The following is a 14,484-nucleotide window of genomic DNA, read 5'->3' as shown; positions in this document are numbered from 1 at the left end:
TTCTTTAAAAATTTACGAATAGCTTGGGTAAGTTTTTGCTTAAAAGATAAATATAGGAAAACAAAAAAATCTACTTTATCTTCTCTTAAACTTATAAACATCCCTTAACTTGACGCGTATGGTAGGTATATGAAGCTCAATTTGGAACAGAGGAATCGGTTTTGAAGCTTTTAACCGCAGCGTACATACTATAGTCAAGTACAACTAAGCCAATTTTTCAAATTCAGCGAGTATACTTATCCAGCACGTCAGACATGATTTTACGAGCTATTGGGGCGGCGGCTTGACTACCGCCTCCTCCATGGTCAACAAAAACAGTAACGGAATAACGAGGATCGTGATAAGGAGCGAATCCTAAGAACAAAGCATGATTACGCCTTTCCCAGGCAATAGAGTCACGGCTTAAATCGTCTTTAGCTTTTAGTTTGCCTTGTACTTGGGAAGTACCGGTTTTACCAGCAAGCTGCCTATTTTCACCTAAAATTCTATTATAATACGCCGTACCTCCCGCAACATTCACAGTATTATATAAACTTTCTTGTATTATTTTGATATTTTTAGGCTTAATATTAACATTATAAAATTCCGAATCATTTTTTAATATTCTAGGCGTATATAGTTTACCGTTACTTGCAATAGCCGTAATAAATCTTGCAAGCTGCATCGGCGTTACTCCTAAAAATCCTTGCCCGATTGCTAAATTAAAGCTATCACCTATTGACCAAGGAAGCTGTAATTTTTGCTTTTTCCACTCTTTTGACGGTACAAATCCACTACTTTCAGGAGCTAAATCAATACCGGTCTTTGAGCCGAGACCAAATTCTCTTGCAACTTCAAGAATTTTATCCGGACCTACTATTCTTGCGAGTTCATACATATAAATATTACAAGAATGCTTTAAAGCAGACATCATATCTACCGTCCCATGCCCGCTATGATTCCAACATCTAAAGCTATTAGTACCAAGAGCAGAGCTACCGTCGCAAAAAACGGTTTTATTAGGATTCATGCCTACTTCAAGGGCTGCAAGTACGGTAATTATTTTAAAAACCGAACCTGGGGGATACGAGCTTTGTATTACCTTATTAATTAAAGGCTTATAAGGATCGCTCATTAAACTTTGCCAATAATTTTCCGATAATTTACTAAAATTATTTGATTCAAAACCCGGTGTGGAAGCACAAATTAGTATGTTTCCAGTTCTAGTATCCATAACTATTGCCGAAGAACCTTTAGGATTTAAATATTGCTGGATATTGTGCTGAAGAGAAGCATCGATATTTAAATACATATCTTCACCAGATTTAGTAGGGGTTCCTGCTATTTCTCTTACCTGCTTACCGTAAGCGTTTATTTCAACTTTTTTATAACCGAATTTTCCTCGTAATTTATTATCGTAATATTTTTCGATACCGGATTTACCAATATTAAAATCGCTTAAGCTATGTATATTTAACTCTTGCTTCTCTTGTTCATTTATTTGACCTAGATAACCGATTAAATGAGAAGTAGTGCTTGAAAAAGGATAAAACCTTAAATATCCTATATCAATGAATATTGAAGCCAGTTTATGCTTTTGTTCTTCAATCATTGATACTTGCTGCCAATCAAGCTGATCAAGTATTATTAAAGGAGTGTGGCGACTAGATTTTTTAATTTTTTGCTTAATATAATTATATTTTTCCGGAGATAAATTTAGAATATTACTAATTATTTCTAATTCATCCCGATAATTATTATTAATGCTCCTATCTATTACTAGCTGATAACATGGTTTATTAGTAGCTAAGATACTGCCGTCTAAATCATAAATTCTTCCTCTGGTCGGCGGAAGTACAACAAAATTAATACGATTCTTATCTGATAAAGTCTTATATTCTGCACTTTTAATAAGCTGCAAATAAAACATTCTGATTCCAAGCAGTGATAAAAATCCGAGTTTACTTAACCCGATTATAAAGGCCCTTCGTGAAATTAACTCACCATGTAGTATTTTTTTATTTAGCATGCTTTTTAAAATAATTCATAGGAGCGTCAAGTATAAGACGAATTATATTATAAAAAAATATAGTTGTTAAAAATTGAAAGACAATTATTAAATATTCGTCTGCTTCTAGCTTCTTAATTGTTATTAGTAAATATTTAAAATTCAATATAAATAAACAATACACACAAAAAACAACAAAATTTATCAAATAGTTTTTAGCTATAAAAAATTTTGAAGCGAGTTTATATATTATATATGCCGACAAAAAAACTAACGAATTTGTACCGATAGGCATACCGCTTACTTGATCGATCAATAGACCGAGAAAAAATATGCTAAAAATATTTAAGGAATATAAAGACATGAAATAATAAATAAACATAATTTCCATTGCCGGAAAAATTCTGCTTTGGCTATTTATTTTATAACTCACTAACGGCAATAATATTATAAAAAAACATAGCAAAGCAAACAGCAATTTTAATATTACTTGTAAGCTATTTTTATATATGTCCTGTTTTATTTTTAACATGAATAGTTTGTTGTTATGTGTTTTGTACTGTGTTATACTACAATTAGTTATCATTCCGCGACCTGATTCGCGGAATCCATATAAACAACATTTTATATGGTCATTTGAACTGGATCTCGTGGTCAAGCCACGATATGACACTAGTATACAAAATATAAATTAATTTTCTATTTTGTACAATTTTAAAAAATGAATATAGACTCTACAATAACTCACTATAATTAGGGTTAGGTCTTTTATCATCACCGCTAAGCTCTAATTCTTCTTGTTCATCGGAATTTAAGAAGAAAAACAGTTGTTTTGTCATAATGTTATTTCTTTTTAATGGGAAATTAAAAGACTTAAGATGCCTGATAGGGGTAGTGTTAGTATGTTTATTTGTTTTTTTTATTTTTTGACATCAAAACCTCCTTACTAAATGTTATATAGTGGCTTGCACTCGTGTTGTAAGAACGTTCAGTATGTCATTCCCGCGTAAGCGGAAATGACATAAACCGAACCATACAACAACTCCTATAGAGTCAGTCGCCCGCAATGATGATATCTATAGTTATTAGGTAATATTTTCAACTCTCTTCCTCACTTTGTTCTATCGGCTCTAAACCATATAAAGATATCATACGCTCAAACACTCTACCGGCAGTAGGGGCAGCCGTCCAGCTTGCCGTTGCAAAGCCAAAGCTTTCTTTAGTCGGTTTCGGCTCATCAAATCTAATAAAAATAATATATTGCGGGTTAGATGCGGGCAGCATACCTAAAAATGATGAAGCTCTACTATTTTTTAGATATTTCTTTTTTCCCCCTGCACCTTGTGAAAGTTTTTCTGCCGTACCGGTCTTACCGCCGATAAGATAGCCTTTGACCTCTGCTCTTTTACCGTTACCTTCTTTTACTACCGACCTAAATAATTTCTTCATTTGGGTAGAGGTATTTTCACTAAAAACTTTTGTACCTATTACTTTTTCATCCTTTCTTTTTAATAAAGTAATATCATATAAAGTACCGCCGTTAATGACCGGTAACATTGCTCTAACAAAATGCAAAGGACTAATTGAAATGCCGTAGCCGTACGACATAGTAACACTAGTTAACTCATTCCATCTTTTCTCGGAAGGAAATAATGGAGTACCTCGTTCAGGTAATTCTATTTGTAACTGATCTAATAGACCTAATTTCTTAAGGTATTTTTTAAAATTGCTTTTACCGATTTCAAGCATAATTTGACTTGTGCCAATATTTGAAGAATATAGAAAAATCTCAGGCACACTATACCACCCTTGCCTTGGCGTATAATCCTTAAGCTGGAATCCTCCCACTTTCATATAACTTATATCATAAGCATCATTCATATTTATTGCACCAGTATCAAAACCAACTGCCATAGTTAATGCCTTAAACACCGAACCCATTTCGTAAATGCCGAGACTTGCTATATTAAACAACTCTTCCGGTTTTGCTAAACTCGGATGATGCGGATCGAAATCAGGCTTATTTACTAATGCTAAAATCTCGCCATTATTTGGATCGGCAATAATGCCTACTGCTCCTATGGCCTTAAATTGCTTTAAAGTTTTATCAATCTCTTCACTTAAAATACTTTGTAATCTGATATCAATAGATAATTGAAGCGGTTCTTTCCTATTCTTTGGGTCGTTTAATTCATAATCAGAATTAGTTAAATATTTATCATAAGCGAGTTCTAAGCCACTAAGCCCTACTGAATCTCTACCTACATAACCGACAACATGCGACAATAAATTAGAAAAAGTATAAATGCGTTTCTGCTCTTCTTCAAATTCAAAACCAAGTAACCCAAGGCTAGTTATTTTTTCCTGCTGACTAGGTAATAAATCCCTTTTTACCCATATAAAGCTTTTATTTGATTTAAGTTCCGCAAGTAATTTAGCTTTATTAATATCAGGTAGAATTTCTGCTAGTTTTTTTACGGAAGTTTCAGGATCGAGAACTATTTGTGGATTAGCGAATAATGAGGCAGAAGGTAGGTTAACTGCTAATAAATTACCGTTTCGATCAACTATTTCTTTTCTAAATTGATGATTTTTTTTAAAGGAATTAATATTTTTATCGTAAACATTCGTAGCAACGATTATCAATCTGTAAGATAAAGTACAAAAAAGAAAAGAAAAGCCACAAATAACCATTAATAATCGGATTTTTGTATTTTTACTACAAACATTCCAAATTATTAGACTTTTAATTGCAGATTTCCATTTTTCTAAAATTTGTTTCATATATTATTTATAATGACGTTTATAAAAGCCATGCAACAATCCTACTAAGATACGAAGATCAACTTCAAAAAGAGCAAGGAGTCCATAAGACGAGGAGTGGAGACTAATACGTGAGCACCGCAGAACTTATAAGACGACGCAGCCAATTTTTGAAGCTCATTGAGCATCCTTCACTCTACTCGAAACAGTCTGTATATACTTATTATTCTTAATTCTTTTGTAACGCCATGTACTACTCTTTGAAATACTAATATTATGATTAAATTTAATATTTTGATCGATATTTGATCCTAACGGATCTTTTATCATTTGATAAGATTTCACTGTTTCTAATTTTAAATAAGCTGCTGCAAGTTTTGCCAATCTAGCCGGCAAAAGTAGATAAGCTTGCTCTGCTTTCAAAATATGAATATTATTATTCTCACTATTTATCTGTTTTACAACGCTACTTAATTGATAATCAAGAGTTGAGACTCTCTCCTTTATGCTAAACAAACTACATATTACTATAATTGTTATTAATAATGTTAAATAGTGCAACTTTCTTATAGTCATAACTAAATTACTCTTGTATTTCCTATAATACTTAGACAATTTTTTAAAAGCATGCGATATCATACCTAGGTAAAAGCAGCATTGCCTGAGTGGCTCAAAAAACCTACTCGCTGTCATTCCCGCGTCGGCGGGAATCCAAAGCTTTAGGGTGTCATCCCGTGGCTTGACCACGGGATCTAAAAATAATAAATTAGATACCGCGATCAAGTCGCGGTATGACAAAGTACTGGATGCCCGCCGACGCTGGAATGACATAAATCAAGCCATACAACAATGACATAGGCTATAGTATCTTTTTTGCGGCTCTAAGCTTTGCCGATCTCGCTCTAACATTAATCCTTATCTCTTTATCTAAGGGTGCTAGAGCTTTGTTAGTAATAATCTTAAGCCATTTATTTGGATCAATTATTATATCGTCTTTAGCATATTTTGACCTTGCTACCAGCTTTTCCGAATTTTCTTTAAAGAAATTCTTCACTATCCTGTCTTCTAAAGAGTGAAAAGACACCAAAACTAAACGTCCATCTTTCTTTAATATATTTTTGACATTCACTAAAAACCGCTCTAACTCCCCAAGTTCATCGTTTATATAAATCCTAATAGCTTGAAAGGTTTTAGTTGCAGGATCAATTTTGCCTTTTCTAAATCCTATACTGCTCCTTACAATCTCAGCGAGCTTGCCCGTACTATCAATTCTTGCCGTTTTTCTATATTCCACGATTCTCTTAGCTATTCTTCGTGAAAAGCTCTCATCACCATATTTATAAATTATATCGGCAATTTCTTTTTCCTCTGCCGTATTTACAAATTCCTCGGCACTAAACCCTTGCCCGCTCATACGCATATCTAGTGGTCCGTCATGCAAAAACGAAAATCCTCTATATGCTATATCTAACTGCATTGATGAGACACCTAAATCCAGCACTATCCCATCAAATTTTTTTTCCTTAAGCTTTGCAAAACTATCCGCAAAATTCGTTTCTATAAAATTGAATCTCTCAACGTAATTTTGCTTAATTTCTTCAGCTTTTTTAATCACGTTTGGATCACGATCCAAAGCTACGACATAACAGTCACAGCTTTCTAATATTGCTTTGCTATATCCTCCTGCTCCAAACGTACAATCCAAATAAGACTCACCGCCTTTTGGATCTAAAACCTTCAATACTTCGCTTAGCATTACAGGTATATGGGGCTGTAACATCAATTTGCATTCCGTAGAGTTAACCGCTGTTCATGAGCAATTTTTTGAGCAGAATTTAAATATTTCTCAAAATTCTGCGGCTGCCAAATCTCAAAAATCACCCCTTTACCTACAAAACATGCTTGCTCTTCGATCCCTGCATGCTTCATTAACGATTGCGGCAATATTACTCTTCCCTCCCCATCAAACGAAAGCTGGACGGCTTCCCCAAATATCATAGTCTCAAAGGCATCACGCTCCTCGGAATAAGGATCAAGCGTCTCGATCATTTGCTTTAATTTCTCGATATGCGAAATACCACACGCCTCTATACAATTATTCCTAATCGACGGATAAGCAATCACGCCGTTAAATAGTTCTTTCCCTAGTACCGCACGGTAATTCGCCGGCACTGATACCCTACTCTTTTTATCAACACCATTTACATACTTAGATAAAAATACATTCATTGGTATAATTTGGGTTAATTTGGGATTTTATGGTAATTTATAGGATATTATAGGAATATCAAGGAGTCAAGCGTTTTTAACAAATAGAAGTTAAATTATTAACTTGTGTCTTTATTGTCATTGCGAACCGACATTGTTGCGTGGGTTGGTTTTTCCGTCTGAGCTAAGCAAAAATTGAAAATTTTGACAAAGCAATCTCAAGAAAGATTCTTTTTTATTATGTTTTATTTGAAATAATTATTGATTAATATTAATAATTATCTTACTTTTTACATAAATAAAGGTTAATTATGCTGCAACTTAAAATAGGTATTTTTAAAAATATAAAAACTGCAACTTAATCAAACGCTAACTATCCCCTAAAGAACAAAACTACTCAAAACATTTTAAACCCCATGGTAAAATATATAAATATGATCCAACCAAGATATTTGGACACCGGATACTGAACTTCTTGGAACAGATTATGACACATCATTATAAATCTAGCATTCTTAACTAAATATATATATTATTGTGAACAAATGCTAAGTTTGAGCTTTAAAATCTAATTTATGTTTAATTTACCTATTGATAATATTACCGTATTCATATACCTAATATCTATTCTACTTATTGGTATATATTACCGAGCTAAACATAGTAGTTTTAAGAACTATGCAAATGTTGACAGTAAAGCGAAAAATAGTAAGCTGTTATTAATAGCTACAATATTTGCAAGCTCTGTCGGAGGTGCTACCACTTTCGGCATTATGGAAAAGGTTTTTTTAGGACACGAATATTATGCTTATGCTTTGATGCTTACAATACCTATAGATATATTAATTGCAATCTATATAGTGCCTTTAATTGCCAAACATTACGGAGCTGAAAGTATCGGTGATATCCTGAGTACATATTACGGTAATATCGGTCGTTTTATCGGAGGGGTTAGTTCGGTTATCGTTTCAGTAGGGTTTTTGGCTGCTCAAATAAGCGTCAGCGGCTATATTTTTCAATATATCTTAGAAATAAATTATGTAAATGGAGTAATTTTAAGTTATAGTATAGTACTTATATATACTACAATTGGCGGCTTACAGTCTATTGTTTTTACTAATTTACTACAATTTTTGGCGATGATAATCGCTATACCGACTATAACTTTTATAAGTTCAAATAAAATCGGTTTTATAGATTTTATTAATAACCTACCTACGGAAAATGCAAATTTTGATCAGAGCAACCTACTTTCTTATACGATTGCAGCAGCTTTAAGCTTTAGCGTCATGAATCTATATCCTACATTTATCCAAAGAGCTTTAATTAATAAAAATCCTACACAAACAACTAAAGCAATATATGCAAAATCCGCTATATATTTTTTCTTCTTGATTTGCATTACTTTAAACGGTTTCATTGCTTATAAGCTTTATCCAAACCAACCGTCAAATTTAGTATTACCTTATTTAATCAACCAAATTATTCCACCTTTAATTCAAGGGGTAGTAATGAGCGGACTCTTAGCTGCCGTTATGTCTACTGCCGATTCTGATTTAAACATTACTGCTATAGCTCTCGTTAAGGACATAATTAACCCTATACTTAAAGTAAAAAATCAGCAAAAATTATTATTAATTGCCCGAATTATTAATGTTATAATAGGAAGTTTTGCGATAATTGTAGCTTTAAAATTTAGTAATGTAATTGATTTAGTAGTGTTTTTTACCGGTTTCTGGGGACCGGTAATATTAGTACCGTTAATAACAACGCTTTTCGGTATCAGAACATCTAAAACTATAATGCTCTTATCATCACTTGGTGGAGCAGCTACTTTCTTAATATGGGAATATTATTCTTTATCGTTGCAGTATTTCAACCTTAAAGGGGTTTTTATAGGAACGATGGTGAGTCTGATAATATTTATTTTAGGACGGGGGAATTATGGCTCTATGTCATTCCCGCAAAAGCGCAAATCCAGCATAAAGCACGATAAATCGAGCTTTTAATCTTTACAATTTAGTATGTCTAGACTTTTGAGTGAATGGATTCCCGCTTTTGCGGGCATGACATCAAGTATGCTTCTGATCATATTCAAAGTTAGGTAAATCCTTATGCTGCCAATTCTATATCATGAGTTATAAAATTAGTTTTTTCTATGTGAAACTGATAGTTATTGCTATTACGTACATAATATGGTACACTTAAGAGCAAAACTTTTCTAGGGATAATATTGTGGTTGTGGCTATTTACACAAGTTCACAAGCACGAGCTAAATTATGTACTCTTATTGATGAAACAAATAAAACTCATGAGTCTATTTATATAAAGGGAAAACGTAATAATGCGGTCATCATATCAGAACAATACTACGAAGGATTACAAGAAACTTTATATTTGTACTCTAAACCAGGCTTAGTAAAAAGAATTCTTGAAGCTAGTAAAGAATCGTTAGAAGAATGTATTAGCCATGAAGAGGCGTGGAAATGATATATACTATACTGTACACAAAAAAAGCAATTGAAGATATACAAAATTTAAAAGCAGTTAAATTAGCCGATAAAGCAGAAAATTTATGTAAATTCTTAACAATAAATTCAACACCATTAAATAGTAAAAAACTTTATCGTAATTTAGTTGGTAAACGTTCTATAAGAATTAATTTACAACATAGACTGGTTTATGAAATATTAGAGGATCAAAAAAATTATAAAAATACTTAGCATGTGGGGACATTATGAGTAATTATTCCTCAGCTCTTATGCAACGTTCTAAAAATCAGCTCGGCAAGTGACTTGTTAATACCGTTTACTTTAGTAAGCTCATCTATTGTTGCATCACATACTGCTTTATAAGAACCGAAATAGTGCAGCAATGCTTTTTTACGAGTTTCACCTACGCCCTCTATGTTATCAAGGCTTGATATTTTTATAGCACGTGATCTACCTAGTCTATGATTCTTTATGGCAAAATTATGTGCCTCATCCCGCAAGATTTGTAAATATTTCATAATCGGCAAATTTGTATCCAGAGTAAATACTTCTTTACCTGTCATATGAAATTGCTCAATGCCGGCATTTCTATCTACTCCTTTTGACATACAAACAAAAGGAATATTCATTTCAAATTTATCCATTACCTCTTTAACAATACCTAAATGCCCTTTGCCACCATCTATAATCATCAAGCTTGGCAATTTATGCTGCTCATTCTTCAGTCTAGTTAATCTTCGTATTAAAACTTGCCTGAGCATTTCATAATCGTCACCTACAGCATCATTATGCGTACTTCTGGTGTCATCCCGTGGCTTGTCCACGGTATCCATAGGGTTTGTTAATGTACTGGATCCCGCGATCAAGTCGCAGGATGACAATGGGGAGGCGTGAGATAATAATGAAGAGTCGCGGGACGATAATGAGAAAACCCGATATTCCTTTTTATCAAAACCGGCTTTACCAGCAACTACCAAAACGCCGACGGCAAACTTACCTTGAATATGGCTATTATCATAAATCTCAATTCTTTCAGGAATTTCAGGAAGACCAAATAGCTCTTTGATTTCAAGCATAATCTCTTGATTTTTTGCAAATTTCTTCAAATATTGCTCTAGAGAGAATAAAGCATTTATTGCGGCATTCTGAACTAGCTTGGCTTTACCTCCACTAATAGGTATTATAATATTGAGTTTAGTAATATTATTGATTTTCTTAATCGCCTCTATCACATTCTCTCTATCATTAATGCCATGATTAATGATAATTTCCGCAGGCACTTGTTGTTTTTGATAAAATTGTAATAAAAAATATTCTAATACTTCTTCTTTGGTACTATTTTCAGTAGAAGTAGGAAAATAAGGAATATTACCGCATGCTTGCCCTGCCCTATATAAAAACACTTCTACGCAATAATGTCCGTTCTTTTCTACAATAGCGATTATATCTGTATCTTTAACAATATCTGCAACACCTGCCTTAAGCTGCACATAACTAAGTGCCTTAATACGGTCTCTAATTTCTGCCGCCTCTTCAAAACGCATCTGACTACTTAGCTCTTCCATCTTTTTAGATAGGTTCTCTTGGAGTGCTTTAGTACGACCTTGTAAGAAATCTTTAACCTGAGCTACTAAGTCCATATAGTCCTCCTTATTTATTTTACCGACACAAGGAGCATAACAACATTTTATTTCATATTGCAGACAAGGACGAGTACGTGAATTAAAGTAATTATCCGTGCAGGAACGTAATTTAAAGATTTTTTGCAATTCCGTTAAAGTAGTGTTAACTTCCGTGGCGGAAGCAAAAGGACCAAAAAATTTTCCATCATTTAGAATCTTACCGCGATATTTTAGCAATTGCGGGAAATCATGATCTAAACGTAACTTAATGAAAGGAAAAGATTTGTCGTCCTTAAGCAGAATATTAAATTTCGGCTGAAATTTTTTGATTAGCTGGGCTTCTAAAAGTAGTGCCTCAACTTCGGAATTAGTAATGCTGTACTCTAAAAAACAAGTATTTGCAATCATCCGAAGCGTCTTATTATCTAAATCGCTTTTAATGTAATTAGTAAGACGTTTCTTTAAATTTTTAGCTTTACCGACATAGATAACCTGTTTGTTAACTTCAAACATTCGATAAACCCCGCAGCGTTCAGGAACATCTATAAGTTTAGATTTAATTAACTCACTTCTGGTAATTTCTAGGGTCATGTATATTGTGCATTTGTCATCCCATGGCTTGACCACAGGATCTTGTATCACAGGCTGTATTCTGAGATACCGCTACAAGCTCGCGGTATGACATTTAATGCCCTGTTTTATTATAAGGATTGTCATTTGCTACTTTAACATCCACTATTTTTCGTGTATTGTCATCAAAGAAAAAAGTTATTTTAAACTCATCTCCTACATTTAAATCTACTTTTGGGTCATAAAGCATAATATGCATGCCCCCAGGCTTAAAATCAACGTTAATATTACCTGCAATTGAAAATGGATAATCGACTTTTACCATTTTACTAACCCCTTGATCATTAATTGTTTGATGAATTTCTATTCCACTTATCTTATCTGAAGATATATTCACTAAATTATAACTCTTACTTCTACTATTTATTAATGTAAAATACATAGCAGAATTGCTAACTTTACCTTGCACATTTGTTGTAGGTCTTGCCCAAGGCTGTACAAAGTTCACGGCTGCTTCTGCAGGTAATAGATCACCGGGCTGATCAGAAGAAGAATTTGTAGAATTAGGATTTTGAGCTGCTTGGTTATCAGCATAGCTTACTGCACAAATTAAAGTTATAAAACCAACTAATAAAGTTTTTAGCATAATAGCACCTATAATAAATTAAAATAGGATATTAGCATAAGTTATTTTTTTTGTAAAATATTCTTACGCACCTCTGCAGGAAATTTCTCTATTGCATAACGAACTGCGGTTCTTGGCATTTGTGATATATAACGATCCAAAAAATCTATTAACTGTTTTTCATCTTTTTTTTCCTGCTGCACGTAGCATCCAACCTATTGCTTTATGCATTAAATCATGTTTATCGTTTAAGAGTATTTTATTTTCAAAAGTTGTATCTAATTGATTATTTTTAATAAAATACCAAGTAGCAACCATAGCTATTCATCTCTCCCAAAGAATTTCCGATTTTGTGAATGTAAAAAGATAATCCTTTTCTTTATACCGTCAATAAGCTCCTACAACGTGATGAGCTGATGCATCCACTAAATTCCAATTATTTACGTATTTTATATTGTTTAAATAAAAATTATAAAAAACTCTTTATCTTGTGCTTTCTGATATTGCATAATCAAAATAGCTAACGCTAAAAATCTTTCTTCATTAAATTCTGAAGTAATAAGCCTGCTTAAATACCCCACATCTAAATTATAATAACTTTTATCTATTTTATGTAAAGTCGGCATGGTAACACCAATAAACCTATCATGCTCGACATACTCACTAAGATACTTTAATGTATCATTAAATTCTAAAGCTTTACCAATCGGTTCAATTGCTCTAGGATATAAATAATGATTGCTGCTTAAATCAAGTGAAATAAGCTTAGAGTTTTGTTGTAAAAATTCTGCAATTAATTTTAATCCATCACTTTGTATAAAAGAACTCTCTAGAATAAGGCAAGTAAGCGTAGAACTAATTTTGCTACCAAAAGTTAGTATATTAAGAATAAATTTTAATATTTCGTTAAAAATGAGCTATAGACGAAATAATCAGGAGTTTTAAAAATGTAGTAGAAATTTAATTAAAAGTATAAATAAAGGAATTGAGATTGTTTTAAGAAGTATACAAAGTTAGTTTTTTTGATGATATTTAAAATTCGGAATTTAAAAGAGATTTAATACAAAAATTAGACATTTTGGAACATAAAAAGAACATTCAAAGTTTTTGCTAAATTTCCAAAATCTCTAAAACCCTTATAGGAACTGGTGGAGATGAAGGGAATCGAACCCTTGACCCTCTGCGTGCAAAGCAGATGCTCTACCCCTGAGCTACATCCCCGATTATATAGAAGATATATTGTTTATAAGTAATTAAGATAAGCTTTTAACTAGTCCCCAAGGTAATGGTTGATCGTTACTTCCTACGACTAACTCCCCGGAAGATTCATATTCAGCAGCTAGAAAGGAATTGTGAGCAGCAATAAGCTTTACCGGTTTGATTTTCTGACCGTTATGCAAATATTCTTTAGCCTGTTCCCTAGAAGTTGGGTTGTTTTTGGAAGCGGTTTTTGCTTTAGCTTTAGACATACACTATTAACTTTTTCTTAAACTTGTGAAGAATATAAAACTTTTTCTTAAACTTGTCAATAACTACCGTCTAGTAATATCTCAGAAAATGATTATTCTTCCGTTATTATTCACCTTCACCGGCTAACTCTACTTTAAATTCTGCTATTTCTGATATCGTTTTTCCGTCATATATACTAAACCCTACTCCTCTAAATTCTACTTTTGCATTAATATCGGCACCATATGATAATAACAGTTTATATATTTCATCATCCGTAATATTTTTAGAAGTATATCGAACGTTTTTAGCAACCGCATGTAAAGGTGTTTCTCCGGATTTTCTTTGATCAACCGCAGCTCATTTCTCAAGTAATAGTTTTGCTACATTCAAGTACTTACCGCTTACAGCTTCATATAAAGGCGGTCCTAGCAAAGCTCCCTCGTAACCGTTTGCTGTAGTTCCTTTTGCTATTAGATATTCTGCCACTTCATAATGTCCATAACGTGCAGCCGTATTTAAAGGAGTGTCCTTAAAAATATTACTATGCATATTAACATTCGCTTTTCTTTCTTTCACTAACCATGCAGCAACTTTTATTGCATTATTTGAAGATGCTGGAAATAATGCAGGCACTGTTGCAAATAGTTATTGTGAGTTTATTTTGTGAAGGTTTACAAAGTAGTATATGTTATGTATTAAAATGCTAATAGATTTTCAGTAATAATTCTCATTTCGCCTTGAATGCCTTGAGCGTATTTCCATAAT

At 32.9% G+C, this 14,484-nt stretch carries 15 protein-coding genes, 1 tRNA gene and 2 pseudogenes; 3 read left to right on the top strand and 15 right to left on the bottom strand.

Annotated features, from left to right (window positions below; genetic code table 11):
* Nucleotides 1-223 precede the first annotated feature (223 nt).
* The 6 genes from mrdA to mraZ all read right to left on the bottom strand — a co-directional run bounded on the left by mrdA (nucleotide 224) and on the right by mraZ (nucleotide 6,979).
* Entirely contained in the window at nucleotides 224-2,008 is a 1,785-nt protein-coding gene (gene mrdA, locus ACKTSD_RS03510) for a penicillin-binding protein 2 (protein WP_412708028.1), read from the bottom strand.
* The gene (locus tag ACKTSD_RS03505; RefSeq protein WP_412708027.1) at nucleotides 1,998-2,519 is read right to left on the bottom strand and encodes a hypothetical protein; all 522 of its coding nucleotides are present in this window, start codon (nucleotides 2,517-2,519) and stop codon (nucleotides 1,998-2,000) included. Before ACKTSD_RS03505 ends, mrdA begins: the two co-directional genes overlap by 11 nt.
* Before the next feature lie 566 nt (nucleotides 2,520-3,085).
* Complete coding sequence (locus ACKTSD_RS03500) at nucleotides 3,086-4,771, bottom strand: peptidoglycan D,D-transpeptidase FtsI family protein (protein WP_412708026.1); 1,686 nt, start codon at nucleotides 4,769-4,771, stop codon at nucleotides 3,086-3,088.
* Between the two features lie 156 nt (nucleotides 4,772-4,927).
* Nucleotides 4,928-5,326 (bottom strand): cell division protein FtsL, encoded by a 399-nt coding sequence (gene ftsL / locus ACKTSD_RS03495; protein ID WP_456237194.1) that lies wholly within the window; start codon nucleotides 5,324-5,326, stop codon nucleotides 4,928-4,930.
* Between the two features lie 283 nt (nucleotides 5,327-5,609).
* Complete coding sequence (gene rsmH, locus ACKTSD_RS03485) at nucleotides 5,610-6,530, bottom strand: 16S rRNA (cytosine(1402)-N(4))-methyltransferase RsmH (protein ID WP_412708025.1); 921 nt, start codon at nucleotides 6,528-6,530, stop codon at nucleotides 5,610-5,612.
* Nucleotides 6,530-6,979, bottom strand: coding sequence for a division/cell wall cluster transcriptional repressor MraZ (gene mraZ / locus ACKTSD_RS03480; RefSeq protein WP_014412583.1), 450 nt, complete (start codon nucleotides 6,977-6,979; stop codon nucleotides 6,530-6,532). The genes rsmH and mraZ overlap by 1 nt, the downstream gene beginning before the upstream one ends.
* A 554-nt stretch (nucleotides 6,980-7,533) precedes the next feature.
* Here mraZ and ACKTSD_RS03475 point away from each other — a divergent pair.
* The 3 genes from ACKTSD_RS03475 (at nucleotide 7,534) to ACKTSD_RS03465 (ending at nucleotide 9,681) form a co-directional block, all read left to right on the top strand.
* Nucleotides 7,534-8,967 carry a sodium:solute symporter family protein gene (locus ACKTSD_RS03475; protein WP_412708024.1) on the top strand — a complete coding sequence of 478 codons (1,434 nt, stop codon included), beginning with the start codon at nucleotides 7,534-7,536 and terminating at the stop codon, nucleotides 8,965-8,967.
* A gap of 232 nt (nucleotides 8,968-9,199) precedes the next feature.
* Entirely contained in the window at nucleotides 9,200-9,448 is a 249-nt protein-coding gene (locus ACKTSD_RS03470) for a type II toxin-antitoxin system Phd/YefM family antitoxin (protein ID WP_412708023.1), read from the top strand.
* Entirely contained in the window at nucleotides 9,445-9,681 is a 237-nt protein-coding gene (locus tag ACKTSD_RS03465; protein WP_412708022.1) for a toxin of toxin-antitoxin system, read from the top strand. The genes ACKTSD_RS03470 and ACKTSD_RS03465 overlap by 4 nt, the downstream gene beginning before the upstream one ends.
* A gap of 29 nt (nucleotides 9,682-9,710) precedes the next feature.
* On the opposite strand, the gene uvrC is transcribed toward ACKTSD_RS03465, so the two are convergent.
* The 9 genes and pseudogenes from uvrC to ACKTSD_RS03420 all read right to left on the bottom strand — a co-directional run bounded on the left by uvrC (nucleotide 9,711) and on the right by ACKTSD_RS03420 (nucleotide 14,352).
* A complete protein-coding gene (gene uvrC / locus ACKTSD_RS03460) occupies nucleotides 9,711-11,663 on the bottom strand; it encodes an excinuclease ABC subunit UvrC (protein WP_412708029.1) in 1,953 nt (650 codons plus the stop codon).
* Between the two features lie 94 nt (nucleotides 11,664-11,757).
* Complete coding sequence (locus ACKTSD_RS03455) at nucleotides 11,758-12,288, bottom strand: copper chaperone PCu(A)C (protein ID WP_412708021.1); 531 nt, start codon at nucleotides 12,286-12,288, stop codon at nucleotides 11,758-11,760.
* Nucleotides 12,289-12,329: 41 nt separating this feature from the next.
* Complete coding sequence (locus ACKTSD_RS03450; protein WP_412708020.1) at nucleotides 12,330-12,470, bottom strand: DNA alkylation repair protein; 141 nt, start codon at nucleotides 12,468-12,470, stop codon at nucleotides 12,330-12,332.
* A pseudogene (locus tag ACKTSD_RS03445) lies at nucleotides 12,448-12,693 on the bottom strand (DNA alkylation repair protein). Before ACKTSD_RS03445 ends, ACKTSD_RS03450 begins: the two are co-directional and overlap by 23 nt.
* Nucleotides 12,694-12,725: 32 nt before the next feature.
* The gene (locus ACKTSD_RS03440; RefSeq protein ID WP_412708019.1) at nucleotides 12,726-12,893 is read right to left on the bottom strand and encodes a hypothetical protein; all 168 of its coding nucleotides are present in this window, start codon (nucleotides 12,891-12,893) and stop codon (nucleotides 12,726-12,728) included.
* 520 nt (nucleotides 12,894-13,413) lie between these two features.
* A tRNA-Ala gene (locus ACKTSD_RS03435) sits at nucleotides 13,414-13,488 on the bottom strand.
* Between the two features lie 32 nt (nucleotides 13,489-13,520).
* Complete coding sequence (locus tag ACKTSD_RS03430) at nucleotides 13,521-13,736, bottom strand: hypothetical protein (protein WP_412708018.1); 216 nt, start codon at nucleotides 13,734-13,736, stop codon at nucleotides 13,521-13,523.
* A gap of 106 nt (nucleotides 13,737-13,842) precedes the next feature.
* A pseudogene (locus ACKTSD_RS03425) lies at nucleotides 13,843-14,010 on the bottom strand (hypothetical protein); the annotation flags it as partial.
* A 66-nt stretch (nucleotides 14,011-14,076) separates the two neighbouring features.
* A complete protein-coding gene (locus ACKTSD_RS03420) occupies nucleotides 14,077-14,352 on the bottom strand; it encodes an ankyrin repeat domain-containing protein (protein WP_412708017.1) in 276 nt (91 codons plus the stop codon).
* Nucleotides 14,353-14,484 lie beyond the last annotated feature (132 nt).

The sequence above is a fragment of the Candidatus Rickettsia kedanie genome (assembly GCF_045865205.1).
GTDB classification, from domain to species: domain Bacteria; phylum Pseudomonadota; class Alphaproteobacteria; order Rickettsiales; family Rickettsiaceae; genus Rickettsia; species Rickettsia australis.
This window is presented reverse-complemented; position numbering and strand designations above follow the sequence as displayed.